Origin of the sequence: Sphingobium sp. D43FB (assembly GCF_002312805.1) — a bacterium.
Taxonomy (GTDB): domain Bacteria; phylum Pseudomonadota; class Alphaproteobacteria; order Sphingomonadales; family Sphingomonadaceae; genus Sphingobium.
This window is the reverse complement of sequence record NZ_NMUA01000013.1, coordinates 38,373-62,769: the sequence shown is the minus strand read 5'-3', so window position 1 is coordinate 62,769 and position 24,397 is coordinate 38,373. Positions and strand designations below refer to the sequence as shown.

Below are 24,397 nucleotides of genomic sequence, written 5' to 3'. Positions count from 1 at the left end.
GTCATGTCCTTCGTGTCGTCATGTCGGTATCGTCAGGCAAACCCGGCCGACGGGCAAAGGGTTGCATCGGCACTTTAGCGACTGCCCCTATTCCCGCCCCGCGCGGATCGCTGCGCCGCCTGCGAAGGGGGTGAGGGCGACCAGCAGGAGCGAGGCGGCGGCGAGGAATTTGAGGGCTGCGCCGCTGCCGTCGCCGAGCGTGCCTGCGCCGAAGATCAGCAGCGGCACGGCGAGCGGCAAGGCGAGCAGGCCGGCCAGCGCGCCGCTCGATCGGAGGCCAGCGGTCAGCGTGGCGACCAGCAGGCCGAGCGCGGCGAGCGCGGGGGTGCCGACCAGCAGGCCGAGTTCCAGCATCCAGATGGTGCCGCCGTCGAGCTTCAGCAGCGCAGCGGCGGGCAGGGTCGCGATCATCAGGGCCGGGCCGAAGCCCAGCCAATGGGCGATCAGTCGGGCGAGGACGACCATCTCCTCGCCGATGCCGCGCAGCGCGATCTGGTCCAATATTCCGGCGTCCCGGTCCGGCGCGATCAGGCGATCGACGGGCAACAGGCTGGCGAGCAGCGCGGCGATCCACAGCATGCCGCCGCCCGTCCGCGCCAGCAGCGCGGCGTCCGGGCCGACCGCGAATGGGTAGAGGCTGGCGACGAGCAGGAGGAAGGCGACGGGGAGCCACAAGCCACCCGATGCCCAGGCTTGCGCCAGATCGCGCCTCGCAAGGAGCCAGAGCAGCCTCATGGGCTATCTTCCATGGCGTCGGGCAGATAGTCGGCCAGCGCCAAAGTGAGGGGCGTGGTCATCGGCAGCGGCTGGTGCGAGGCGGCGACGACGATGCCGCCGCTCGCCAGATGCGTGGCCACTGCTGCGCCAAGCAGGTCGGTCGAGGCGCTGTCCAGCCCGTTGCCCGGTTCGTCGAGCAGCCAGATGGGAGCATGGCTGGCGATCACCCGCGCCAGCATCGCGCGCTTGCGCTGTCCGGTGGAGAGCATGCGGACGGGCACGTCGGCGAAGCGGGTCAGCGCCATCGCGTCAAGCGCGGCCGACACTGCGTCCGGCCCGGCCCGGTCAAGTTGTGCCCAGAAGGCGAGCGCCGTGGCGAGCGGCAGGTCCATGTCCAGCGCCAGTCGTTCATCGGTCAGCGCGATGCCACCGCGCCGATCGACCGTGCCGGCAAAGGCGGGGAGCAGCCCGGCGCACAAGCGCAGCAGGCTGGATTTGCCGACGCCATTGGGGCCGGTCAGCAGCGCACTTTCGCCCGGTCCCAGCGTCAGGCTGACGCCGCGAAACAGCATCCGCCCGCCGCGCAGGCAGGCGACATCGGTCAGCCGCAAGGCCGCGTCGCTCATGACCCGACCATATCCTCCAGCACATGCATGTCGAGGTCCGACAAGCCGAAATGATGGCCGATTTCATGCACCACGACATGGGTGATGAGGGCATCGAGCGGGACGCCGGTTTCGACCCATTCGTCGAGCAGTGGGCGGCGATAGAGATGGACGGTCGGCGGGGTGTCGCCCGTCTGCGGCTCATGCCCCACGGGGCGGCCGGTATAGAGGCCGGTCAGGCCATAGGGATCGCCGATCTCCATTTCCTTCAGGATCGCCGGATCGGCAAATTCCTCGACGAACAGCACGACATCGGACAAATGATCGCGGAAGGTTTCAGGCAGGCGCGCCAGCGCGCCGAGCGCCAGCGTCTCGATCTCCTGGATCGTGGGGGCAAAGCGGGGCGGTTGACCATGATGCGACATGGCTGCCACATAAGCCAAAGCATATTAAGAGGATAGGGACATGATTGCCACATTGACGCAAGAACAGCGCGCCGCAGCCCTAGCCGAACTGCCCGAATGGACGGTGGTGGCTGAGCCCGACGGCATAAGCCGCCGCTTCGTTTTCCGCGATTTCGTCGCGGCGTTCGGTTTCATGACGCGGGTGGCGATACTGGCGGAGAAGGCCGATCATCATCCCGAATGGTCTAACGTCTATAACCGGGTGGACATTGTTCTGACCACGCACGACGCCGGTGGCCTGTCGCAGCGCGACATCGACCTGGCGCGGGCGATCGACGGGTTGTTAGTATAGCCCAGCCTGTTTCGGCATGCGCTTTTCGATTTGATCCTCATAACTGCGCAGGGCAGCGGTGACGGACGGATCGGCGGCGTAGCGCTGCCGCAGCAGCGCCAGCTTGGTATCGGTGCCGCGACACAAAGCGGCGATATTCTCCGCGATATAGGCGCGGCGTTCGGCGTCATAGGGCTCTTCGCCCCGGAAATGGTCGCAACTGTCGCGCGACACCATGAACTCGGTGACTTCGCGCGGGAAGGGCGCGGCGCTGGCGGCGACGTCTGAAGGGGGCAGGTCGAGCGGGAAATAGGGCGCGGGCTGGGCGCGGACTGTCACGGTCGGCGAAACCCGCGCCAGTGCGGCGGGTGGCGGCGTCGGCGCGGCTACGGGTTCGGGCGGCGGCGGGGTCGCATTGTCGGCGACTTGCGCCACGGCGGTCGGGACAACGCCATTGTCCGCCTGCGCCGTATCATCCGACGCGCGGCAGCCAGCGACGAGCGCCAGCAACATGATAATCGGCACCAGCACAACAGGCCTGCTCACCCGATTTCCTCCCGCAAGCTGGCGATCAATTCCGCGACATGCGGCAAGCGCGATTCTTCCTCGTCCAGGATCGCCAGAAACGCAGATCGCCTATAGGCGTGGACCCTGTCGGGCGAAAGGCGGCTTGCGGTGGGTATGGCCGAATTCACGATGTCCAGCAGCCGCTCGACCCCGTGGAGGCGACCCCAGAGATAGTCATTCTCCCGATAGGCGCGGCTGAAAAAAGCGCCGAAATTGTTGAATTCTATGCCTTTCAGCGTCGCCTGCGCGCCGCCTGCGCGGATGGCGGAACAGTCTTCGGGCGAAATTCGGTCGACCTTGACCGGATCATATTCGTCCAGAGTGTCACCCTGGAGCAACGGTAACGTAGCGATATCGGTGAAGGGGAAGCCGAGATAAGCGAGCAACATGGTGCGCCGGGCCGGCTTGGGCAGCGCGGCGAAGGCTTCGGCGAGAAGTGTGTCGGCCGAATCATCGCGCGCCTGAAGGTTGCGGGCGTGTGCGACGGCCTCCAGCGCGGCGGCGGCGTCGGTCGGCACCTGGCGCGCGGCGGCGATGACGGCAGGGCCGTGAAAATCGGCGTCCTCGCATTCGGCATAGAGGGCGAGGGCGGCGTAGATCGCATCATGCATCCCCTGCACCTCGACCGCTTCCACCGCGCTCTCGCGCTCCAGCGTTTCGGCGAGACGCCGCGCCAGGAAACGCAGGCGGCGGATGCGGAAGGCGAGGTCGTGGGTGCGGAAGAAGGTGACCGGGGCGGAGGCGGAACCGCCATGGTCGGTCAATTGGTCCGCGCCGGTCGCGCGCACCTGTGCCCAAATCGCCCGGCGATAGGTTTCGCGCATCATTGCGCTGTCCTCCCCCGACAGGCGGAACAACAGGGTCGAAAGCGCCTCGACGATGCCCGATAATTTGAGATGGCCATAAGCGGGGAAGGCGAAGCCCGCCGATCCGGCGGCGCGTTGCTGTGCCTTGGCGCGCCAGGCGGAGAGGCGGGCGGGCGTTGGCCGATCGAGAAAGAGCATGCGGCCGATAGCGCTTTCGACCTCCGCCTCCATGCCGGGCCTCAGCGTGTCGAGGATGCGGCGCATACGGCGGATATGCGCCGAATGGCGGTCGATCACTTCCAGATTGTCGCGGATCGGCTGTTCGCGCGGAATGTCGGACAGCGCGCCGAAGATGGTGCGGAAAAAGCCGGGCAGCGGGGCGTCCGCGCCGGTCGGCGCATCTTCCGCGTCGCCATGGCGGTTGAGCCGGATGGAGCGGTGGCCGGGCTTGGGGTCGATATAGACGAAGCGGCGATCGACTTCCCGGCGGGAGGGGCGGTTGCGCAGCGCGCCGATCGCCTGGGCGAAGGGGGCGTTGGCCAGCACCGAGCCGTCGATCAGCACGGCGTCCTCCGCCGTGCCGCGCGCCGCATGGCGGGGCAAAGCGCGGTGGAGGAAGGCGTCGCGCGTCGGCCAGGCGCGACGGCGGCGTTTGAGGACGCGGTCGAGTTCGCGCACGGTGAAGGGCGGGAAGGCACCGGGAAAGCTGGCGGTCGCCCGCGCGGCGAAGACCAGTTCGGCGGCATCGGCGAAGGCCCGCGGGTCGCCATTGGGTGCCCGGCCGCGCGCGCGAAAGCCGATCGACAGGCGATGTTCGGTCTCGATCACCTGGGGCGGGCTGTTGAGATTGAGGCTTTGCGGATGGCCCTCGAAATCGGTGACTGTGACGAACAGGTCGAGCGGATGCCCGGCCGGGAGCAAAGGCGGGCCACGCTCCGCCGCCGCCATCGCATCGAAGGCGTCCATGAGCATGCCAGAGAAAATCTCCCCGCCAAAGGGCGGCTCGAACCAGCGCGAGCGGATGAAGCGGGAGAGTTTGTGCCGCACTTCTTCGCGTGTGTCGGGGGCGACGGTGCGTTCGATCGCGTCGCCGGGGCGGCGCGCCGCCATCCAGACAAGCGGGGTGGCCCAGAATTTGGTGAGCGCGCGGGCGGGGCGGGCGTCGGGGTCAAGCAGCCGATCGACATCGGCATTGTCGAGCCACATATCGGTCAGCGGATCGAGCGACTGGCCGGTCTCGATCGCCTGAGCAAGGAAAATGCCGTTGATGCCCCCCGCGCTGGCCCCGGCGATGATGTCGGGCATGACGCGCAGGCGGATGCCGGCCTTGGCCTCTATCTCCTCCAACATCTGCCGATAAACGGCTTCGCTGCCGGTGGAGGCAGGCGCACCGTCGTGAAAGGCACGGCTGGCGCGGGCGAGCCGCCACACTTCCTTGGTGATGCCATGCATGTAGATCGCCAGGCTGATGCCGCCATAGCAGACCAGCGCTAGCCTGAGTTCCCGCTCCTTCATGGCCCATGGATCGCAGAGGGAGAGGATATTGTCGAGGGGCCGATCAAAGGCGGAATTCGGCCCAGATCGGCAGATGGTCCGACGCTTTGCGCGCCGCCGCGCTCATATGGACGCCGCATTCGACCAGGGTCAGGCGATCGCAATGCATGATCCGGTCGAGCTGGGCCACAGGCGCGCGGGCGTGGAAGCTGCGTCCGCAGGGCGCGAAGCTGTAATGGCGGGCAAAATCGGCGAGGCAGCCGCGACCCGCGCTCCATTCGTTGAGGTCGCCCATCAAAATGGTGGGCATGGCTTCGCCCTGCGCAGCGGCGTTGATGACGGCGGCCGCCTGCCGCCTGCGCCACAGGCCTGACAGGTCGAGATGCATGCCGAACACGCGGACGGTCGTGCCGCCCAGCGTCACTTGCGCCATGGTTGCGCCGCGTGGCTCCAGATAGGGGATATGGAGGACGTCATGCGCGTCGATCTCGGCATCTTTGCGCACCAGGATGGCATTGCCATGCCAGCCCATCGAATCGGCCTGAACATCGAGCGGGACCGCCTTATAACCACTATGGCTTTCGAGCATCCGGGGTGGAATGGCGGCGGAGCGGATGCCGAAGCGCATGTCTGCCTCCTGCAAGGCGACGATGTCTGCGTCGATCTCGCCCAGCACCTCCAGTACCCGCTCCGGCATACGACGGCGGTCGGTGCCGACGGCCTTGTGGATATTATAGCTGGCAACGCGCAATGTCTTCATGGGGCACCAATGCCCAAGGCGCAGGCATGTTTCCAGTGGCGAACGGATGTTCTTGCAATGTTCGTGTCTCGACGGCATATCCGGGCCATGGCCAAGACAAAGCGGAAATTCGTCTGTCAGCAATGCGGCACCGTGGCGGCACGGTGGCAGGGACAGTGCGAGGATTGCGGCGAATGGAACAGCATTGTCGAAGAGGCGCCGCAGACCGCCTTTTCCGCACGGCATGATTTGCATACGGGCGGACGCGCGATCACGCTCGTCGGGCTGGACACGCAAGTCGAATTGCCGCCGCGCACCAGCACGGGTATTGCCGAGTTCGACCGGGCGCTGGGTGGTGGCATCGTCGCGGGATCGGCCATATTGATTGGTGGCGATCCGGGCATCGGCAAGTCGACCTTATTGTTGCAGGCGGCGGCGCGGGTCGCGGCGCGCGGGCTGTCTGTGGCCTATATCAGTGGCGAGGAAGCGGCCGACCAGGTGCGGTTGCGCGCGCAACGGCTGGGGCTGGGCAATGCGCCGGTGATGCTGGCGAGCGCGACTTCGGTACGCGATATCCTGACGACATTGAGCCAGGGCGAGCCGCCGGCCTTGCTGGTGATCGATTCGATCCAGACGATGCACAGCGACCTGATCGAAGGCGCGCCGGGGACGGTCAGCCAGGTGCGCGCCTCGTCGCAGGAATTGATCAAATTCGCCAAGCAGCGGGGTACTGCGCTGATTTTGGTCGGGCATGTGACCAAGGATGGCAGCATCGCCGGGCCGCGCGTGCTGGAGCATATGGTCGATACGGTGTTGGCGTTCGAGGGTGAGCGCAGCCATCAATATCGCATCCTGCGCGCGATCAAGAACCGCTTTGGCGGTACTGACGAGATCGGCGTATTCGCGATGGTGTCCGAAGGGCTGGAGGAGGTTGCCAATCCGTCCGCCCTGTTCCTGACGCATCGCGACGAGACGGTGACGGGCGCGACGGTGTTTCCCGCGCTGGAAGGGACGCGGCCGGTTCTGGTGGAGATCCAGGCGCTGGTGGTGCGGCTGTCGAGCGGCGCGACGCCGCGCCGCGCGGTGGTCGGATGGGATAATGGACGGCTGGCCATGGTACTGGCGGTGCTGGAGGCGCGCTGTGGCCTTAGCTTTTCGACCTGCGAAGTTTATCTGAACGTCGCGGGTGGTTATCGGTTGTCGGACCCGGCGGCGGACCTGGCGGTGGCAGCGGCCCTGGTGTCGGCGCTGTCGGAAAAGCCCTTGCCCTCCGACGTCGTGCTGTTCGGCGAGATCGCGTTGTCGGGCGAGATCCGCCCGGTGGCGCATGCGCCGCTGCGGCTGCGCGAGGCGGCGAAGCTGGGGTTCAACCGCGCTTTCATCCCGGCGTCGGCGACCGACGGGGTGAAGGGGATAGCGGTCAGCGGCTTTCGCACGCTTGCGCAACTGGTTGACCAGATGCTGGGCAGGGGATAGCCACGCGGGCGATGAACGCCGTCGATATCATCGTCCTGCTCGCCATTGGCGGCAGCGCCATATTGGGCCTGCTCCGCGGGTTCGTGCTGGAAACCCTGTCGCTGATGGCGTGGGTGCTGGCGATCTTCTGCATCCGGCTCTTTCATGCCTCGGTGGCCGATCTGCTGACGCCCTTCGTTGGCACGGCGAGCGGCGCAGCGATCCTGGCGCTGGTGCTGGTGTTCGGTGTTACCTTCGGCGTCGGCAAGATGGTCGCCCATGCGATCGGCCGGCGGACCCGGCAATCCGTGCTGGGGCCGGTCGACCGCGTGCTGGGCGGTGGCTTCGGCGCGGTCAAGGGGTTGATCGGCGCGACGCTGGCCTTCCTGGCGTTCAGCCTGGTCTATGACACTATGTATGGCAGCGGCGCGCGGCGTCCCGACTGGCTGTCGGACGCGCGGACCTTCCCGCTGCTCAATGCCAGCGGGCAGGCGGTCAGCGAATTTCTGGCGGAACAGCGGGCGAAGAAGCCGGTCGAGGCCGACTAGCCTCCGTTCGGTTCGAGCTTGTCGAGAACGACCTTGTTCTCGACACGCTCGAACCGAACTGAACTGGGCGATGGGTGCCGCCTAAATCCAGCCTTTGGTGCGATAGGCCTGCGCTGTCGCCTTCAATCCCTCTTCGGTCGGGATTTGCGGCATCCATAGCTGCTTGGGAACATGCGCGTCAGCTGCGGCGACCCAGTCGGGGTGGCAGAAATAATCGACGCGATCGGGGGTCAGCTTGGCGCCATTGCCGCGAAACAGGCGATCCGTGCGCGCAGCGACGCCGAGCAGCCAGGCCGGAGTCGCCAAGATCCGCACCGACCGGCCCACCGCGCGACCGATGGCGGCACCGAAATCCTTATGGTCCCAGCCCGTGGGCGTGCCGTCATCGGGGTCGTAGGTCTGGGCAAGGCTGAGGTCGCGATCGTCGGCCAGCGCCAGCAGCAACTGGGCGAGGTCGGCAACATGGATCACTGACAGCCGTCCGCCCGGTGGCAGCAGCATGATGCCGCGCTTGGCCATGCGGAAAAGTTCGAGCATTTCGCGATCATTGGGGCCGTAGATGGCGGGCGGACGGACGATGGTCCAGTCGAGGCCGCTGGCCCTCACATGGCGTTCGGCCAAGTCCTTCGACCAGCCATAGTCGGACAGACCCGGCTCGCGCGCGGCGAGCGAGGAAATGTGGATCAGCCGCCGTACCCCGCGTTTGCGCATGGCGTCCACCACCGCCATCGTGCCGCGCGCATTGCCCATTTCAAAGCCGTCGCGATCGGGCGCGTTCACCACGCCCGCGATATGGATCACGACATCGGCGTCGCGCACTAGCGTGTCGAGGCCTGCCGCCTGATCGAGCGAGCCCGGCACCCATTTGAGGCGCGCGCGCGGCGGCTGCGCCCGGCGGGTCAGCGCGGTAACATGGTGCCCGACGCTCAGCGCCTGATCCAAGGTTTCAGCGCCGACGAAACCCGTCGCGCCGGTCATGGCAATGCGGAGGGACATGCGTGTCAGACCATCGCCATATGGTCGCGATGGACCAGCACTGATCGCGGCATTTCGCCCAGCAGCGCGGCAATATCCTCGCTGCGGCGGCCCGCAATCTTCGCGGCGGCATCGCTATCATATTCGATCAGCCCGCGCGCGATCACCCGGCCGTCCTGCGTCACGATATCGACCACATCGCCGCGCGCGAACACGCCTTCGACAGCGGCGACACCGGCGGGGAGCAGGCTGTTGCCCTTCGACAAGGCGGTTTCCGCGCCCGCGTCCACGATGATGCGGCCGCGCACGGTGAGGCGGCCAGCGAGCCAGCCCTTGCGCGCGCCTTTGCCTTGGGCGGCCAGGAAGATCGAGCCTTTGCCGCCCTGCGTCCAGTGCGACAGCGGTGCATCGACCTTGCCGGAGATGATGGCGAGGTGCGCGCCCGCGCCGGTGGCGATGCGCGCGGCCTCGATCTTGGACGTCATGCCGCCCGATCCCATGCCGGAGGCGGAGCCACCGTCGGCCATGGCCGCGATTCGCGCGTCGATGCGGTCTATTGTTTCGATCAGCATCGCGCTCGCATCGACGTGCGGGTTGGCGGTGTAAAGCCCGTCGACATCGGAAAGCAGCACAACCGCGTCAGCCCGTGCCGCCTGTCCGATACGCGCCGCCAGCCGGTCATTATCGCCGAAGCGGATTTCGGCGGTGGCGACGCTGTCATTCTCATTGACCACCGGCACGACATGCAAGGCCATCAGCCGTTCGAGCGTCGCCGAGGCATTCAAATAGCGGCGGCGATTTTCGAGGTCATCGAGCGTCACCAGCATCTGCGCGGCGGTGATGCCTTGCTCGTCGAGCAGGCTCGCCCAGCATTGCGACAGGGCGATCTGCCCCGTGGCGGCGGCGGCCTGCGCATCCTCCAGGCTGCCGCGCCCGCCCTTGGGCAATTTGAGGCGCCGCGCGCCGAGCGCGATCGCGCCGGACGAGACGATGATGATCTGCTGCCCCGCCTGCGTCCGCGCCGCGACGTCGGCGACCAAGGTGCGCAACCAGTCGATCCGCACATTGCCCGCCGGATCGACGAGCAGGGCCGAGCCGATCTTGATGACCAAGCGGCGGATCAGGGCGGGGGGGAAGCCGGAGAGGGAAGGAGTCACAGGCAAATGGTCCGTTCGGTTCGAGCGAAGTCGAGAACCGCCATGCACCCGCTTCTCGACTTCGCTCGAAGCGAACGGGTGTCATGCAGGTCGCTTATAGCGGCGACCATGTCCCGTCTTCGTCGTCCTGTGCCTCCTGCCGCGCGGCGGCGCGGGCTTCGCCCAGGATCGGCAGGATGGCGTCGAGCAATTTGCCCACGCCATCGCCGGTCGCGCCGGAGATGATGAAGACATCCTCCACGCCGACCTGATCGCGCAGTTGCTCGGCAATGTCCTCCATCAGTTCTGGCCCCAACAGGTCACCCTTGTTGAGCGCGACGATCTGCGGCTTTTCGTCCAGCCCCTCGCCATAGGCGGCCAGTTCGTCGCTGACGATCTGGAACGCTTCGACCGGATCATCGACAGTGGCGTCGATCAGGTGGAGCAATACGCGGCAGCGTTCGATATGGCCCAGGAACCGGTCGCCAATGCCGACGCCTTCGGCCGCGCCCGCGATCAGGCCGGGGATATCCGCCAGCACAAATTCGCGATCCTTGTGCAGCACCACGCCCAATTGCGGCTTGGTGGTGGTGAAGGCATAGGCGCCGACCTTCGCCTTGGTATTGGTCACTTGATTGATCAGGGTCGATTTGCCCGCATTGGGCATGCCGACCAGGCCGACATCGGCCAGCAGCTTCAGCCGCAGCCACACCCACATTTCCTGGCCTGGCCAGCCCGTACCATGCTGACGCGGGGCGCGGTTGGTGCTGGTCTTGTAGGACATGTTGCCGCGGCCGCCATCGCCGCCGCGCAGGAAAGTGACGCGCTGGCCGACTTCGGTGAAATCGGCGAGGATGTCCTGATCCTCATAATCGGGGATGCCGTCTTCGTCCTCGCTGCCTTCGATCGGCTTGGGATCAGACAGGATCTGAGTGCCGACCGGAACCTGGATGATCAGATCCTTGCCACCCGCGCCATAGCGATTCTTGCCCATGCCGGGCGTGCCGCGCTGCGCCTTGAAATGCTGGGTGTAGCGAAAGTCGATCAGGGTGTTGAGGCCCTGGACCGCTTCGAAAATAATGTCGCCACCCTTGCCGCCGTTGCCGCCGTCGGGGCCGCCATATTCCTCATATTTTTCGCGTCGGAAACTGACCGCGCCGGGGCCGCCCCAGCCGGATTTGATGAAGATTTTGGCTTGATCGAGAAAATGCATGGGCGGCCCATAGCGCCATCGCGCGAAAAGTTAAACCTCGGCCTGCGCGGCAAGCGTCGCGGCCTCCTGCATCAGGGCAAAGGTCAGGCTGCGCGTGGCCATTTCGCGCGCCTTTTCGCGGGGAAGCCCCAGCGCACCCGCCATCGGCCCACCCATTTGCGAATCACCCAGCGCCAGCAGGACGAGCATCAGCGTATTGTCGCGGATGAGGTCGGCGAGATGCGGGGTCAGCGCGGTGGCGGTCAGCTTGTCGACCAGCCTGTGGATCGCCTCCACCACCGGGTCGAGCGCGTCTTCATTGCCGAGCGCCAGCATCCAGCTGGCCAGCGCGCCTGCGCCTTCGCGGTCAAAGGCGTCGAAGGTCATGTCGACGATGGTGCGCGGGCTGACCTTGCCGCGCCGCGCGGCATCGACCGCTTCGCCGATGGTGGCGGTGATGGTGTCGCCAAGATAAGCGGCGAGCGCTTTGTGCAACCCCGCTGCCGATCCGAAATGGTGGAGCAGATTGGCATGGGTGCGGCCGATCTGCGCGGCGACGGCCTTGAGGGTCACGGCCTGCGGGCCAGCTTCGATCAACAGGATGCGCGCAGCCTCCAGCGCGGCGAGGCGGCTTTCATCCGGGCTGAGGCGGACACGTTTTATTGACATAGGTGTCAGTAACTCTTATTTACATCAATGTAAGTAAGGAGTGCGAGATGACCCCGACCGACCTCACTATCACGCCGCGCGACCGCCGTTTCGGGCGGGACCGCGCTGCGGCCCGACATTGGCTGAATGGCGATCCGATCGCCACGGCTTTCTTCAACGCCCTGTCCGTGACCTTTCCACGCGGCGAAGCCTATTTCATCGAGAGTGTCCGCGCCTTTCGCGATGGCACCCCGGACAGGCTGGCGGGCGAGATTGCGGCCTTCATCAAGCAGGAGGTGGTCCACAGCCGCGAGCATCTGGCCTTCAACCGGCAGGTGGCGGATCATGGTTATGAGTTGTCGCGGCTCGACGCCGATGTGGTGCGGGTGCGTGACCTAGCAAAGCGCCGTCCGCCGATCGTCAGCCTGGCCGCGACCATGGCGCTGGAGCATTTCACCGCGATCCTCGCCCATGAACTGTTGCGCGACCCGCGCCTGCTCGACGGCGCGGACCCGGAGATTGCGGCGCTGTGGCGCTGGCATGCGGTCGAGGAGATCGAGCATAAGGGCGTGGCGCATGACACGTGGGTCCATGCGACGCGCGACTGGAGCAGCTTTGCCCGCTGGCGGCTGCGATCGGTGATGATGCTGATCGCCACCAAACATTTCCTGCATCATCGGGCGCGCGGCATGATGGACCTGTTGCGGCAGGATGGCGTGACAGGCGTGCGCGCCTGGGGCGGGTTGCTCGGCTATGCGCTGATGCGGCCGGGCATCTTGCGCCGGGTGGCGGGGCCGTGGCTCAGCTATTTCAAGCCGGGCTTTCATCCCTGGTCGGTCGATGACCGGGCGCTGATCGCGCTGGTGGACAGCGACTATGCGGATGCGCGGATGACCGGGCCGCTGCCGTCGGCGGCTTGACGGGCGGGGTGGGGCGCGATCTTATCGAGCCATGACTGATGCGCCCACGCTCCACACCAATCGCCTGATCCTACGCCCGCACGGCATCGCCGATTATGCGGCGTGCCGCGCCCTGTGGGCGGACGCGAAGGTGGTGCGTCATGTCGGTGGCGTGCCGCTCGACGCGCAGGCGGTGTGGTTTCGTCTGCTCCGCTATGCCGGCATGTGGTCGCTGCTGGGCTATGGCATGTGGGCAATCGAGGATCGGACGACCGGCGCGTTTCTGGGCGAGGGCGGACTGCTGAGCGCCGCACGCGGCCTGCCCGAACTGGAGGGCGTGCCGGAGGCGGGCTGGGTGCTGGGGCCGCAGGCATGGGGCAGGGGCGTCGCCAGCGAAGCAATGGATGCGGTGGTGCGCTGGGCCGACGCCCATCTCGATACGCCCTCGCTACGCTGTATCATCGCGCCGGACCATGGCGCGTCGATCAGGGTAGCCGAGAAACTGGGTTTCGTCGCGCTGGCCGACAGGATGCTGGGCGACACGCCGACGCGGGTGTTCGACCGGCCCCGGCAGTCGCATTCGGCATGACGGGCGGGGAAGACACCTCCCCCGCCCGCACTATCAGGCCGCCATCGCCTGCGTAGCGTCGCGATAGAGATCCATGGCTGGGTCCGGGTGCATGCCGTGGGTTTCGCCTTCTTCGAACAGCAGCGAATCGACCATCGTCCGGCGAGCAAGGCTGTAGCGCTGCTCGACCCGGCCGGTGAAGCGGAAGCCGATCTTGCGCAGGACATTGCCCGAAGCGGGATTGTCGAGGAAATGCGCGGCACGAACGCCCTGGACACCATGGGCGCGCGCCATGCTGAGGACCGCGCGGGCGGCTTCGGTGGCAAAGCCCAGGCCCCAATAGGGCCGCGCGATCCAATAGCCCAGTTCCGGCGTGCCATGCGCGTCCAGATGAATATCGCACCCGCCGACCAGGCGCGGTGCGCCGCGCGTGCGGGTGAAGGCGAGCAGGCGCGGCAGGCGCGAATCATGGGGCAGCGACAGGAATGCTTGCGCATCGTCCAGCGCATAGGGGGCGGGCGCGTGGGTCAGGTTGCGCAGGATGGCAGGATCACTGATCGCATGAGCCAGCGCGGGCGCGTCTTCCATCCAGCCTGGACGCAGCAGCAGGCGGGGGGTGCGGGCGAACATTCTTCTCTCTCCTCTTGGGCGTGCCCATAGCCGCCAATGATGACGACTTGACGACGGTCGATGTCTGGCATGTTCCCCGCCTGCATGACGCGTGAGAAGGCGTGGAGTTCCAGTGGGTTGAGGGAATTTAAGAGGATGTTTCGCCCAACGGAAAAAGGGCGCCCCTCTGATGGAAGGAGCGCCCCTTTATCCCTCGAACATCGTCACTTGAACCTAAAGGTTCGCGTCACGAAAGGATCGCCCCTCAAAAGGACGACCCGTCATTCGTCGTCCGTTATTCTGCCGCTTCGGCCATCGCGTCGACCGACACATATTTGCGGCCGAGCTTGCCAGCGTGGAATACCACGCGGCCTTCACCCAGCGCGAACAGCGTGTGGTCCTTGCCCATGCCGACATTGCGGCCGGGATATACGCGCGTGCCGCGCTGACGAATGATGATGTTGCCGCCGATCACTTCCTGACCGCCGAACTTCTTGACGCCAAGGCGCTTCGATTCCGAATCACGACCGTTGCGCGACGAACCGCCAGCTTTCTTATGTGCCATTGTCTAAACTCCTAGAATATCAGGCGCGAAGCGATCAGGCTTCGGCAGCAGCCGGGGCTGCGTCTTGGGTCTTGGCCTCGGCCTTGGCGGCCTTCTTGTCTTCGGCACCGATTGCGACGATGCGCAGGATCGTGTGGCGCTGACGATGGCCGTTCTTGCGGCGATAATTGTGGCGGCGACGCTTCTTGAAGACGATGACCTTTTCGCCCTTCGCCTGCGCGATGATCTCGGCTGCGACGGTCAGACCGGCCACATCCTTCAGATCGCCGCCTTCACCGGCCAGCAGGACGTCGTCCAGCGTAATCTTGTCACCGGCTTCACCGGCCATCTTTTCGACGACGATCTTGTCTCCGGCGGCGACGCGATACTGCTTGCCGCCTGTGCGCACGATAGCGAACATGGCTTGTCTCTTCTCGTTCAAATCTGCTTTACGCAAATCACCAAAGACATGACGCCTTGCCGACCCGCGCGGGAATGTGGCCCGTTAGTGGAATGACTCGCGGGTGTCAACCGATGGCGGCGCGGAACCGGGGTGGTTTTCGGTTCGCACAGGCCCTATCTTGTCCGCGAAAGGACCGAAGCGAGCGATGCGGCATATAACAGGCGAGACAGGAAAGGGCGATCGGCAGCTTAGCCGCTATAGCCTATCCGTCGCCTTGTGGATGCTGATCGTGGTGACGCTCCTCTCTGCGCTGGCCCCCATCGGCCCGCCGCTCAGTCGCCCGACCGGCTCCGCTTTCAATCCTGCAACGAGCGATGTGGTGGTCAAGGCGCGCGCACCGACGCCGCCGCACGTCGCGCAGGCCGCGCGCGTGGATGGTGATGATACGCCGCCTGTGTTTCTTTTCTGCATCATCGCGACGTTGGCGCTCGTGGCCTCCGTAGGCCGCTTGCGAATTTTCTTTTCGCGGCGGCAGATTGCGGCGGCACCTCTGCTATTGTCCAGCGCCCACCGGGCGCGCGCCCCACCCGCCGCCCTCTGACGATCTGCATGGCCCGTTTCGATGGGCGTCGTCGAAAGGAGGACCATGAAGATGTCCGATAAGCCTGAGCCCGGCGGCAAGCGTCGCCGTCCGCCCTGGTGGTTCATGCCCGCTATCATGACAGGTCTGGCTGCGGCCGCCCTGCTGCTGGCGGTCCTGCTCCATCCTTTGACTTTCTGATATAGAATGATTCGCATCGAAAGGCTTGCATGCCCCATCACACGCCCCTGATCGGCACCATCGTCGCCGGCCTTGTCGTCGCCTTCATCATGGGCGCCATCGCCCACAGGCTCCGCATGTCGCCCCTTGTGGGCTATCTCGTCGCCGGGATCATGGTCGGCCCTTTCACGCCCGGTTTCGTCGCCGATAGCGGACTGGCCAAGGAACTCGCCGAAATCGGCGTCATCCTGCTGATGTTCGGCGTGGGGCTGCATTTCTCCTTCAAGGATCTGATGTCGGTCAAACATATCGCCGTTCCGGGGGCTTTGGTGCAGATCGGCGTGGCGACCGGCCTTGGCATGGGGCTGTCCGCCCTCATGGGATGGCCGCTGATGGGCGGCATCGTCTTTGGCCTTGCGCTGTCGGTCGCCAGTACAGTGGTGCTGCTGCGGGCCTTGCAAAGCGCTGATCTGGTCGAGACGCGGCGGGGGCGGATCGCGGTCGGCTGGCTGATCGTCGAAGATCTGGTGATGGTGCTGGCGCTCGTCCTGCTGCCTGCGCTGGCCGCCGTCATAAGCGACGCGGACTCCGGGGCCGGGGCGGGCGCGCTGATCGCGCCGCTGGTCGGCACGCTGCTCAAGGTGGCCGGCTTCGTCGCGCTGATGATGATCGTCGGGCGGCGGGTCATTCCCTGGACGCTGCACTGGGTCGTGCATACCGGATCGCGGGAGCTGTTCCGCCTCGCGGTGCTGGCGATCGCTCTGGGCGTCGCGTTTGGTGCAGCCTATGCGTTCGACGTATCCTTCGCGTTGGGTGCCTTCTTCGCGGGCATGATCCTGGGCGAAACGCCGCTCAGCAGGCGGGCGACGGAGGAGACGCTGCCGCTGCGCGATGCGTTTGCGGTGCTGTTCTTCGTGTCGGTCGGCATGTTGTTCAATCCGGCCGTGCTGTGGGAACAGCCGCTGCCATTGCTGGCGACGGTCGCGATCATCATCGTGGGCAAGTCGATCGCCGCCTATGCCATCGTCCGTTTGTTCGGCAAACCGGGCGACACGGCGATGACCATCGCGGTCAGCCTGGCGCAGATCGGCGAATTTTCCTTCATCCTTGCGACGCTTGGGACAGGGCTTGGCGTGCTTCCGGCCGATGCGCGCGACCTGATCCTCGCAGGTGCGATCGTGTCGATCTTCCTCAATCCCATCCTCTTCTCGCTGGCCGTGCGCGGTCGCAAGCAGGAGGAGGTAGTGGCGGAAGCGGCGCGCGTCGCGGCGGCGCGGCCCGCGATCGGGCATATTATCCTGGTCGGCTATGGCCGGGTCGGCAAGCTGATCGCCGACCGGCTGACCGAGCGGCAGATGCCGTTCACGGTGATCGAGGATGATGCCGATAAAGTGGAGGAAGCGCAGGAAGCCGGGCTGTCCGTCGTGCGCGGCAATGCGCTGGAGGACAAGGCGCTGCGCAGCGCCGGGATTACCGAAGCCCATCACCTGCTGATCGCGGTGCCCGAAGGATTTGAAGGCGGCGCGATCCACGAACATGCCCGCCACCTCAACCCCAAGCTGGAGGTGATCGCCCGCGCCCATTCGGATGCGGAGGTCGCGCATCTCGAAACGCTGGGCGTGCGGCATATCGTCATGGGCGAGCGGGAACTGGCCGGGCGGATGCTGACGCTGTGTGGTGCGAGTTAATCCATTGAGCCGAGGAACCGTGCCGCCTGTTCCCGGATGGCGGTACGGTCATCTTCCGGCATCTTGTCCCAGTTGCGATAGGGCAGGGCCATGCGGGGATTGGACGCCAGCTTGCGCTGGTTGCGGGCCAGGAAGTCCCAATAGAGCGCGTTGAAGGGGCAGGCGTCCCTGCCGACACGCTGCTTCACATCATAGCGGCATGACCCGCAATAGTTGGACATGCGGTTGATATAGGCGCCGCTCGACGCATAGGGTTTGGAACCGAGCAGGCCGCCATCGGCAAACTGGCTCATGCCCAGCGTATTGGGCAGCTCGACCCATTCATAGGCGTCGGCATAGACTTCCAGATACCAGATATGCACCTGATGCGGATCGACACCGGCGAGCAGGGCGAAATTGCCGGTGATCATAAGCCGCTGGATATGATGGGCATAGCCATGGTCGATCGTCTGGCCGATCGCCTGGGACAGGCAATGCATGTCGGTCTGCCCGGTCCAATAGAAACCAGGCAGGGCGCGGGTCGCCCCCAGCGCATTGCGCTGCGCATAGTCCGGCCCTTCATGCCAGTAGATACCGCGCACATATTCGCGCCAGCCGATGATCTGGCGAATGAAGCCTTCGGCGGCGTTGAGCGGCACCTTGCCGACCCGATAGCGTTCCTCGACCGCGCGGCACAGCGCCAGCGGGTCGAGCAGCCCGGTGTTAATATAGGGCGAGAGGATCGAGTGCCACAGGAACGGCTCGCCGGTCAGCATCGCGTCCTGATAGTCGCCAAAGCGGGGTAGCGCTTCATCAAGGAAATGGCGCTGTTGGCGCATCGCTTCCTCATGCGTCACCGCGAAGTGGAAATGATCGAGGCTGCCGATATGGTCGGCAAAGCGCGTGGCGACCATGGCCAGCACATCCTGCGTGACCGCATCGGGCTGGAAGCGGATGGGGCGGGGCATCAGCAGGTCGCGCGCGGGTGGCGGCTTGCGATTGTCGGCGTCATAATTCCACTGGCCGCCTTCGGGCTGGCCATCCTCGGTCAGCAGCAGGCCGGTCTTGCGCCGCATGTCGCGGTAGAAAAATTCCATCCGCAACTGCTTGCGCGCGGCGGCCCAGCTATCGAATTCGGCATGGGTGCAGAGGAAACGGTCATCCTCATGGATGGTGACGGGCAGCCCGAAACGTAGCGCCCAGCTTTCAAGCATCGCCCGGACCCGCCATTCGCCGGCCTCGGTCACATGGATGGCGGCGGGCTTGTGCCGGTCGATGGCGCGGGCGACTTCACCGGTGAAGCTGCCGCTATTGGCCGGGTCGTCCAGCGTCACATAATCGACCGTCCAGCCCAGCGCCCGCAGCCGATCGGCATGATGGCGCATGGCGGACAGGATGAAGGCGATCTTGGCCTTATGATGGCGGACATAAGTGGTTTCGTCGGCCACCTCCATCATCAGCACGATGCTGCGTGTTTTATCAACGTGGCGCAGCGCGGCGATGTCGGGGTCGAGCTGGTCGCCCAGCACGGGAATGAGAAAAGGGCCGTCGGTCATGCGTGCTGCAATGACCGACGGCCCCGATGGCTCCCACCTGTCCTAAAGGGCGTTAGCCCCGGCTACGCGGCGGACCCTTGCGCGGGCCACCGGCGCCTGCGCCCTTGAAGGGGCGTGGGCTGTGCGGCGACGCACCGCCGCGCGACCCGGCACCGGGGCCACCACGGGGCGGGCCGCTGCGGTTGGGACGATCGCCATTGGCGGGGCGCAACTGCTTGCGGTTGCCACGGGCTTCCTCGCGCGGTGCGCCATCGATGGGATCGAACATCACATCCGCGCCCTCGTCACCCGCTTCGCCCGTGCGGCGGACAGCGGCCAGGAATTTGGCCGAGATCGCCTTGGGGATTTCGAACATCGTGTCGGTGGCGGTGATGCGGATCGCGCCGATGTCGCCACGCGACACATGGCCACGACGGCAGATCAGCGGCAAGATCCAGCGCGGATCGGCATTTTGCGTGCGGCCGATATTCATGCGGAACCACTGGGTATCCTCGAAACCGGGACGCGGTCCTTCACGGCGGGCCGGGGCATCGCTGCCGTCGAGCAGCTCCTCGGGCGCAGGCAGTGCTGCGCGTGCCGAACGCACCAGCATGGCCGCAATTTCCTTGGCGCTCTTGGCTTCGAGCAGTTCGCCGCCCAGCGCCCAATCGGACTCTTCCAGTTCCATGGGTTCGAGCAGGCGTGCGCGCAGACGTTCGGCATCCTGCGCCGCAATGGCTTCCTTGCTGGGCGCGGACGTCCATTCGACGGGGATCTTGGCGCCCTTGAGCATCCCTTCCACCCGGCGACGGCGCGGATAGGGGACGATCAGGACGGCGGTGCCCTTCTTGCCCGCGCGGCCGGTACGACCTGACCGATGCTGCATGGTTTCGGCATCGCGGGGAATTTCCACATGGACGACGAGCGTTAGCGTGGGCAGATCGATACCGCGCGCGGCGACGTCGGTGGCGACGCAGACGCGGGCGCGACGGTCGCGCAGCGCTTGCAACGCATGGTTGCGTTCATTCTGGCTGTGCTCGCCCGAGAGCGCGACGGCGGCAAAGCCCCGCTCGGTCAGGCTGGCGTGCAGATGGCGGACATTGTCGCGCGTGGCGCAGAACAGCATCGCCGTTTCGGCCTCATGGAAGCGCAGCAGGTTGACCACGGCATTTTCAATGTCCGACGGGGCAACGGTCATCGCCTGATAGCTGATGTCGCCATGGCCACGCTCGGTCGAGGTGGTCGCGATCTGCAGCGCGTCCTTCTGGTAACGGCGGGCCAGCGCCACGATGGGCTTGGGCATCGTCGCCGAGAACAGCAAGGTGCGGCGGCCATCGGGTGTGGCATCCAGGATGCCTTCCAGATCTTCGCGGAAGCCCATGTCGAGCATTTCGTCGGCTTCATCCAGCACGGCGGTCTTGAGCGCGGAGAGGTCGAGCGCGCCGCGTTCGAGATGGTCGCGCAGACGGCCCGGCGTACCGACGACGATATGCGCGCCCTGCGCCAGCGCCTTGCGCTCGCGGGCTGCATCCATGCCACCGACGCAGGTGGCGATGCGTGCGCGCGCACCGGCATAAAGCCATTCGAGCTCGCGGCTGACCTGCAGCGCCAGTTCGCGCGTCGGCGCGATCACCAGCGCCAGCGGCCAGGCAGCGGGGGGCAAGCGGCCTTCTTCGTTCAGCAATTCGCCCGCCATGGCGAGGCCGAAGGCGACGGTCTTGCCCGATCCGGTCTTGGCCGACACGATCATGTCGCGGCCAATCGCTTCGGGTTCGATAACGGATGCCTGCACTTCGGTCAGGGTTTCGTAACCCTTGGTCGTCAGCGCCTGGGCGAGGATGGGGGGGAGGGTATCAAATGCCATGTCTAGTTTTTCTCGTCGGTTAAGCGACCCGCCTCTTCCGACGGATACTCATAAGACCTGTGCCTTACGCCTGCCAAAGCAGACGTTCAGAGTGATAGGCCACACACCCTGATTTTCACATTCCCACCCGGCAAGGGCAGGAGCCGCCAGCATGACTGGCAGCGAAGGGGTTTGCCCCTTTCGTTCGCGTTGCATCTCTCCGTCCGGCTTTCCGCCAGCCGCCTCCCCGGTCAGGGGAGGATCAATTGAAAACAGGAAAGCCTCCTTCCCCATTTCGAGGAAAGAGGCTTGTCCTTAGTCTATAGCATGAAAATCAGACGGCGGCGACTTCTGCCACGTCGACCTTCACGCCCGGCCCCATCGAAGACGACAGGGCGATCTTGCGGACATATTTGCCCTTCGAACCGGTCGGCTTCGCCTTGACGATCGCATCGACGAAGGCGTCGAAATTCTTGCGCAGGTCTTCAGCGGTGAAGCTCGACTTGCCCAGGCCCGCATGGATGATGCCTGCCTTTTCGACGCGGAATTCGATCTGGCCACCCTTGGCGGCCTTCACGGCTTCTGCGACGTTCGGGGTCACAGTGCCGAGCTTGGGGTTCGGCATCAGGCCCTTGGGACCGAGGATCTTACCCAGACGACCGACCAGGCCCATCATGTCCGGCGTCGCGATGACGCGCTGGAAATCGATGTTGCCAGCCTGGATCGATTCCAGCAGGTCTTCGGCACCCACGATGTCGGCACCGGCGTCGAGCGCCGCTTGTGCCTTTTCGTTGCGGGCGAACACGGCGACGCGCACGTCCTTGCCGGTGCCTGCAGGCAGGGTGACGACGCCACGGACCATCTGGTCGGCATGACGGGGGTCAACGCCCAGGTTGATCGCGATTTCGACGCTTTCGTCGAACTTGGCGGTCGCATGCGTCTTGATCAGGCCCAGCGCCTCGTCAACGCCGTGCAGCTTTTCGCGGTCAACCGCGGTGGCCAGGGCCTTCGCCTTCTTGGTCAGCTTTGCCATGATAATCAGCCCTCCACCACGTCGAGGCCCATCGCGCGAGCGGAGCCTTCGATGATCTTCGTTGCAGCGTCGATGTCGTTCGCGTTCAGGTCAACCATCTTGGCTTGGGCGATTTCCGCCAGCTGCGCACGGGTGATCTTGCCAGCGACAATCTTGCCTGGTTCCTTGGAACCCGACTTGAGGTTCATCGCCTTCTTGATGAGGAAGGTGGCAGGCGGCTGCTTCATCGTGAAGGTGAAGCTGCGATCGGCATAGACGGTGATGATCGTCGGCAGGGGGGTGCCCTTTTCGACGCCAGCGGTCTGGGCGTTGAACGCCTTGCAGAATTCCATGATGTTCACGCCGCGCTGACCCAGTGCTGGGCCGATCGGCGGTGCAGGTTTGGCGTCTCCAGCGGGCACCTGGAGCTTGATGTAGCCCGTAATCTTCTTGGCCATTGTCACTCACTCTGTTGCTGGGCGTACCCGAAGGCGCGCCCGGTTCAAGTTTAGCGGTCCAAACGAAGGCCAGGCCTTCTCCCGCATATATTCCCGGTTGCCCGGAAATCTCTTTGATCGTCGCGCCAGAAAAAGCTGACGAAACGAAAAATCTTCTTCTCCGTCATCCTGACGAAAGTCAGGATCCATTTGCTCTACGCTGGCTCGTTTCTGCCGCGCTGAAGCGCATGGATCCCGGATCAAGTCCGGGATGACGGAAACAACCTTACTTCGACAGTTCGACCTGCTCGAAATCCAGTTCCACAGGGGTTGCGCGACCGAAGATCGACACCGACACCTTGACCCGGTTCTTTTCGAAATCCAGTTCCTCGACCACGCCGTTGAAGCTGGCGAAGGGACCGTCCAGCACCTTGACGCTATCGCCGATTTCGTAATCGACGCTGACCTTGTGCTTGGGTGCGGCTTCGGCTTCCTTGCGGGCGCCGAAATAGCGCGCAGCCTCGGTCTCGCTGATCGCCTGCGGCTTGCCCATCGACCCCAGGAAACCGGTGACCTTGGGCGTGTTCTTGACCAGGTGATAAATATCGTCGTTCATCGCCAGCTTGGCGAGGACATAGCCCGGCATGAACTTGCGTTCGACCTGAACCTTCTTGCCGCGCTTGACTTCGGTGACGGTTTCAACGGGCACTTCGACCTGTTCGACCAATTGGGTGAGGCCCATGCGCTCGGCTTCGGACAGGATCGATTCCTTGACCTTGTTCTCGAAGCCCGAATAGGCGTGGATGATGTACCAGCGCGCCATGTTACCGTGTCAAACTCCCAAAAACCAAGGCTGTCATGCTCAAGCCTGACCCGCCGCAAGGCCCAGCAGCCACTGGACGATCGCGCCGAAGAAGGTGTCGATGCCAAAGAAGAACAGGCCGAGCAGCGTCGTCATGATGACGACCATTACGCCGGTCATCATCGTTTCGCGGCCGGTGGGCCACACGATCTTCGACGCTTCGGTCTTCACCTGATTGACGAATTCGCCGGGGGATACCTTCGCCATCGCCTGCCTCTATCTTCAAAACCAACGCCAATTCGCGAAGCAACAGTCCGCCCTCCCGTTCCCGTCCTATGGGACGTCCGGGGGAAGCGGCCGCATGCTTCGCGACACATGTTCGCCTGCGCACCTAGTCGCGAAACCCTGATACTACAAGGTTTAGCGGACTTGGCGCTTGGCAGGAGTGGAGGGACTCGAACCCACGGCATTCGGTTTTGGAGACCGACGCTCTACCAACTGAGCTACACTCCTGTGCCGGCGAAGGAGGGCGCTTTAGCGTGGCATGGGTGGTAGGGCAAGCAGGATTATGCAGCATCCGTTACGGGCGCGGCAACGCTGGTATCGACGCTGGTCTGCCGCTCCGCTTCCGCATTGATCTGCGCGCCGAGCAATACGACGTAAGCGGAAACGAACAGCCATAGCTGCAGCACGACGACCGCGCCGAGCGATCCATAGGTCTCATTATAATTGCCGAAGGTCGAGACGTAGAAGGACACGCCAAGCGTCACGATCAGCCAGAAGAGCGTCGCCGTGACCGACCCGACCGTCAGCCATTGCCACTGCGCCTGCTGGCGATTGGGACCGAAGCGGTAGATGAGGCCGAAGATGACGCTGGCGAGCAACCCCGCACAAATCCAGGTCGCGGCCTTAATCGCGAACAGCACGCCCGGTCCCCAGTCGGTCAGGAATTTCTGGATGAGGCCGATCACCGTCGCAGTGAACACGCCCGCCACCACCACCAGCACGGCCGAACAGGTGATGCCCAGCGACACCCGATAAAAGGCAAAAATATTGCGCCGTTCAAGCTGGCCATAGACGATGTTGAGCGATTGCATCACCGCCGAAGCCGCGCGCGTCGCGCCATAGACCGCAATGGCGAGCGCGGTCAGCAGGCCGAATCCGATCGCGGGCTTGGCAGTGCTGACGACACCCAATAACTGGTCGTTGATGAGCTTGGCCGCGTCGGCGGGCACGACGGCGATGATCGCCTGCATATGCCGCCCGACCATCGCTGGATCGCCGAACAGGCCATAGGTCAGCACGACGGCGGCGAACATCGGCGCGATCGAGAGAAAGGCATAATAGGCAACGCCAGCGGCCAGCAGACCGACATTATTGGATCCGAGCGACGCATAGACGCGCTTCAATATTTCCCACCAGGCCCGTGGCGGAATTTTCCACGGCGCATCGACATGCACCTGCTGCGCGATCTTCTCGGTCATGGACGTCCCCTGCTGCTCCATAGGGCAAGCGCATGAAGGGGGAGGGGGTTCCGCCGCAGCTTGGGTCGTTTCGAGTGAAGCCGGGAAAGGGGGTGGGTGGCGGATAGTCTGTTTAGGGGCTGCTGCTCTTCGTAATCGTCCCCCACTTGTCGATTTCACAACCGCACCGTGAGCATGTCCATCCCCCTACCAACGCCTGTTTAAAGGTTCTAGGAAA

At 64.9% G+C, this 24,397-nt stretch carries 28 protein-coding genes and 1 tRNA gene; 8 read left to right on the top strand and 21 right to left on the bottom strand.

The window, feature by feature from the left end:
* Nucleotides 1–87 precede the first annotated feature (87 nt).
* The 3 genes from SxD43FB_RS12745 to SxD43FB_RS12735 are packed head-to-tail and all read right to left on the bottom strand — an operon-like array spanning nucleotide 88 to nucleotide 1,747.
* Nucleotides 88–735 (bottom strand): heme exporter protein CcmB, encoded by a 648-nt coding sequence (locus SxD43FB_RS12745; RefSeq protein ID WP_037476293.1) that lies wholly within the window; start codon nucleotides 733–735, stop codon nucleotides 88–90.
* Nucleotides 732–1,343: a heme ABC exporter ATP-binding protein CcmA gene (gene ccmA, locus SxD43FB_RS12740; protein WP_096062504.1), complete on the bottom strand. Its 612-nt coding sequence runs from the start codon at nucleotides 1,341–1,343 to the stop codon at nucleotides 732–734. The genes SxD43FB_RS12745 and ccmA overlap by 4 nt, the downstream gene beginning before the upstream one ends.
* On the bottom strand, nucleotides 1,340–1,747 hold the full coding sequence (locus SxD43FB_RS12735; RefSeq protein WP_037472566.1) for a metallopeptidase family protein: 408 nt from the start codon (nucleotides 1,745–1,747) through the stop codon (nucleotides 1,340–1,342). The genes ccmA and SxD43FB_RS12735 overlap by 4 nt, the downstream gene beginning before the upstream one ends.
* 40 nt (nucleotides 1,748–1,787) lie before the next feature.
* Here SxD43FB_RS12735 and SxD43FB_RS12730 point away from each other — a divergent pair, with 40 nt between their 5' ends.
* Complete coding sequence (locus SxD43FB_RS12730; protein ID WP_037472453.1) at nucleotides 1,788–2,078, top strand: 4a-hydroxytetrahydrobiopterin dehydratase; 291 nt, start codon at nucleotides 1,788–1,790, stop codon at nucleotides 2,076–2,078.
* Here SxD43FB_RS12730 and SxD43FB_RS12725 read toward each other — a convergent pair.
* The 3 genes from SxD43FB_RS12725 to SxD43FB_RS12715 are packed head-to-tail and all read right to left on the bottom strand — an operon-like array spanning nucleotide 2,070 to nucleotide 5,684.
* Nucleotides 2,070–2,570 (bottom strand): hypothetical protein, encoded by a 501-nt coding sequence (locus SxD43FB_RS12725; protein ID WP_096062503.1) that lies wholly within the window; start codon nucleotides 2,568–2,570, stop codon nucleotides 2,070–2,072. The two genes, SxD43FB_RS12730 and SxD43FB_RS12725, sit on opposite strands and share 9 nt — an antisense overlap.
* Before the next feature lie 29 nt (nucleotides 2,571–2,599).
* The gene (locus SxD43FB_RS12720) at nucleotides 2,600–4,945 is read right to left on the bottom strand and encodes a patatin-like protein (protein ID WP_096062502.1); all 2,346 of its coding nucleotides are present in this window, start codon (nucleotides 4,943–4,945) and stop codon (nucleotides 2,600–2,602) included.
* A gap of 43 nt (nucleotides 4,946–4,988) precedes the next feature.
* Nucleotides 4,989–5,684: an endonuclease/exonuclease/phosphatase family protein gene (locus tag SxD43FB_RS12715; protein WP_096062501.1), complete on the bottom strand. Its 696-nt coding sequence runs from the start codon at nucleotides 5,682–5,684 to the stop codon at nucleotides 4,989–4,991.
* Nucleotides 5,685–5,771: 87 nt separating this feature from the next.
* Between SxD43FB_RS12715 and radA the strand changes: the two genes are divergently transcribed.
* Together radA and SxD43FB_RS12705 are read left to right on the top strand one after the other, a co-directional pair.
* Complete coding sequence (gene radA, locus SxD43FB_RS12710; protein WP_096062500.1) at nucleotides 5,772–7,139, top strand: DNA repair protein RadA; 1,368 nt, start codon at nucleotides 5,772–5,774, stop codon at nucleotides 7,137–7,139.
* 11 nt (nucleotides 7,140–7,150) lie between these two features.
* Nucleotides 7,151–7,666, top strand: a complete 516-nt coding sequence (locus tag SxD43FB_RS12705; RefSeq protein WP_096062499.1) for a CvpA family protein — start codon at nucleotides 7,151–7,153, stop codon at nucleotides 7,664–7,666.
* Between the two features lie 81 nt (nucleotides 7,667–7,747).
* On the opposite strand, the gene SxD43FB_RS12700 is transcribed toward SxD43FB_RS12705, so the two are convergent.
* The 4 genes from SxD43FB_RS12700 to SxD43FB_RS12685 all read right to left on the bottom strand — a co-directional run bounded on the left by SxD43FB_RS12700 (nucleotide 7,748) and on the right by SxD43FB_RS12685 (nucleotide 11,638).
* Nucleotides 7,748–8,662: an NAD(P)H-binding protein gene (locus SxD43FB_RS12700; protein WP_176482769.1), complete on the bottom strand. Its 915-nt coding sequence runs from the start codon at nucleotides 8,660–8,662 to the stop codon at nucleotides 7,748–7,750.
* Nucleotides 8,663–8,667: 5 nt separating this feature from the next.
* A complete protein-coding gene (gene proB / locus SxD43FB_RS12695) occupies nucleotides 8,668–9,798 on the bottom strand; it encodes a glutamate 5-kinase (RefSeq protein ID WP_096062497.1) in 1,131 nt (376 codons plus the stop codon).
* Between the two features lie 94 nt (nucleotides 9,799–9,892).
* Complete coding sequence (obgE, locus tag SxD43FB_RS12690) at nucleotides 9,893–10,990, bottom strand: GTPase ObgE (RefSeq protein ID WP_037472313.1); 1,098 nt, start codon at nucleotides 10,988–10,990, stop codon at nucleotides 9,893–9,895.
* A gap of 30 nt (nucleotides 10,991–11,020) precedes the next feature.
* Nucleotides 11,021–11,638 (bottom strand): helix-turn-helix domain-containing protein, encoded by a 618-nt coding sequence (locus tag SxD43FB_RS12685; RefSeq protein WP_052027499.1) that lies wholly within the window; start codon nucleotides 11,636–11,638, stop codon nucleotides 11,021–11,023.
* Between the two features lie 47 nt (nucleotides 11,639–11,685).
* On the opposite strand from SxD43FB_RS12685, the gene SxD43FB_RS12680 reads away from it, so the two are divergent.
* Both SxD43FB_RS12680 and SxD43FB_RS12675 read left to right on the top strand, forming a co-directional pair.
* Nucleotides 11,686–12,537, top strand: a complete 852-nt coding sequence (locus SxD43FB_RS12680; RefSeq protein WP_096062496.1) for a metal-dependent hydrolase — start codon at nucleotides 11,686–11,688, stop codon at nucleotides 12,535–12,537.
* 31 nt (nucleotides 12,538–12,568) lie between these two features.
* On the top strand, nucleotides 12,569–13,105 hold the full coding sequence (locus SxD43FB_RS12675; RefSeq protein ID WP_096062495.1) for a GNAT family N-acetyltransferase: 537 nt from the start codon (nucleotides 12,569–12,571) through the stop codon (nucleotides 13,103–13,105).
* Nucleotides 13,106–13,138: 33 nt separating this feature from the next.
* Here the strand turns inward: SxD43FB_RS12675 and SxD43FB_RS12670 are convergent, their stop codons facing one another.
* The 3 genes from SxD43FB_RS12670 to rplU all read right to left on the bottom strand — a co-directional run bounded on the left by SxD43FB_RS12670 (nucleotide 13,139) and on the right by rplU (nucleotide 14,658).
* Nucleotides 13,139–13,714 (bottom strand): GNAT family N-acetyltransferase, encoded by a 576-nt coding sequence (locus tag SxD43FB_RS12670; RefSeq protein ID WP_096062494.1) that lies wholly within the window; start codon nucleotides 13,712–13,714, stop codon nucleotides 13,139–13,141.
* Nucleotides 13,715–13,988: 274 nt separating this feature from the next.
* Nucleotides 13,989–14,258 (bottom strand): 50S ribosomal protein L27, encoded by a 270-nt coding sequence (gene rpmA / locus SxD43FB_RS12665; protein WP_037472317.1) that lies wholly within the window; start codon nucleotides 14,256–14,258, stop codon nucleotides 13,989–13,991.
* Nucleotides 14,259–14,292: 34 nt separating this feature from the next.
* Nucleotides 14,293–14,658: a 50S ribosomal protein L21 gene (rplU, locus tag SxD43FB_RS12660; RefSeq protein ID WP_037472318.1), complete on the bottom strand. Its 366-nt coding sequence runs from the start codon at nucleotides 14,656–14,658 to the stop codon at nucleotides 14,293–14,295.
* Between the two features lie 187 nt (nucleotides 14,659–14,845).
* On the opposite strand from rplU, the gene SxD43FB_RS12655 reads away from it, so the two are divergent.
* From SxD43FB_RS12655 to ybaL, 3 genes are read left to right on the top strand one after another with little or no spacing between them, the layout of a single operon-like run.
* Entirely contained in the window at nucleotides 14,846–15,241 is a 396-nt protein-coding gene (locus tag SxD43FB_RS12655) for a hypothetical protein (protein ID WP_096062493.1), read from the top strand.
* Nucleotides 15,242–15,292: 51 nt separating this feature from the next.
* The gene (locus SxD43FB_RS25915; RefSeq protein ID WP_255245714.1) at nucleotides 15,293–15,421 is read left to right on the top strand and encodes a hypothetical protein; all 129 of its coding nucleotides are present in this window, start codon (nucleotides 15,293–15,295) and stop codon (nucleotides 15,419–15,421) included.
* A 29-nt stretch (nucleotides 15,422–15,450) separates the two neighbouring features.
* Nucleotides 15,451–17,088 (top strand): YbaL family putative K(+) efflux transporter, encoded by a 1,638-nt coding sequence (gene ybaL / locus SxD43FB_RS12650; protein WP_096062492.1) that lies wholly within the window; start codon nucleotides 15,451–15,453, stop codon nucleotides 17,086–17,088.
* On the opposite strand, the gene SxD43FB_RS12645 is transcribed toward ybaL, so the two are convergent.
* The 8 genes from SxD43FB_RS12645 to SxD43FB_RS12605 all read right to left on the bottom strand — a co-directional run bounded on the left by SxD43FB_RS12645 (nucleotide 17,085) and on the right by SxD43FB_RS12605 (nucleotide 24,180).
* Nucleotides 17,085–18,623, bottom strand: a complete 1,539-nt coding sequence (locus SxD43FB_RS12645; RefSeq protein ID WP_096062491.1) for a cryptochrome/photolyase family protein — start codon at nucleotides 18,621–18,623, stop codon at nucleotides 17,085–17,087. The genes ybaL and SxD43FB_RS12645 overlap by 4 nt on opposite strands.
* A 52-nt stretch (nucleotides 18,624–18,675) precedes the next feature.
* Nucleotides 18,676–20,466 (bottom strand): DEAD/DEAH box helicase, encoded by a 1,791-nt coding sequence (locus tag SxD43FB_RS12640; RefSeq protein ID WP_096062490.1) that lies wholly within the window; start codon nucleotides 20,464–20,466, stop codon nucleotides 18,676–18,678.
* Between the two features lie 313 nt (nucleotides 20,467–20,779).
* Entirely contained in the window at nucleotides 20,780–21,478 is a 699-nt protein-coding gene (rplA, locus tag SxD43FB_RS12630; protein ID WP_037472325.1) for a 50S ribosomal protein L1, read from the bottom strand.
* Between the two features lie 5 nt (nucleotides 21,479–21,483).
* Nucleotides 21,484–21,915, bottom strand: a complete 432-nt coding sequence (gene rplK, locus SxD43FB_RS12625; RefSeq protein ID WP_037472327.1) for a 50S ribosomal protein L11 — start codon at nucleotides 21,913–21,915, stop codon at nucleotides 21,484–21,486.
* 265 nt (nucleotides 21,916–22,180) lie between these two features.
* Nucleotides 22,181–22,717, bottom strand: coding sequence for a transcription termination/antitermination protein NusG (gene nusG, locus SxD43FB_RS12620; RefSeq protein WP_037472329.1), 537 nt, complete (start codon nucleotides 22,715–22,717; stop codon nucleotides 22,181–22,183).
* A gap of 39 nt (nucleotides 22,718–22,756) precedes the next feature.
* Nucleotides 22,757–22,963 (bottom strand): preprotein translocase subunit SecE, encoded by a 207-nt coding sequence (gene secE / locus SxD43FB_RS12615; protein ID WP_037472331.1) that lies wholly within the window; start codon nucleotides 22,961–22,963, stop codon nucleotides 22,757–22,759.
* A 170-nt stretch (nucleotides 22,964–23,133) separates the two neighbouring features.
* Nucleotides 23,134–23,209, bottom strand: a tRNA-Trp gene (locus SxD43FB_RS12610).
* 53 nt (nucleotides 23,210–23,262) lie between these two features.
* Nucleotides 23,263–24,180: a YihY/virulence factor BrkB family protein gene (locus SxD43FB_RS12605; RefSeq protein WP_096062561.1), complete on the bottom strand. Its 918-nt coding sequence runs from the start codon at nucleotides 24,178–24,180 to the stop codon at nucleotides 23,263–23,265.
* Nucleotides 24,181–24,397 lie beyond the last annotated feature (217 nt).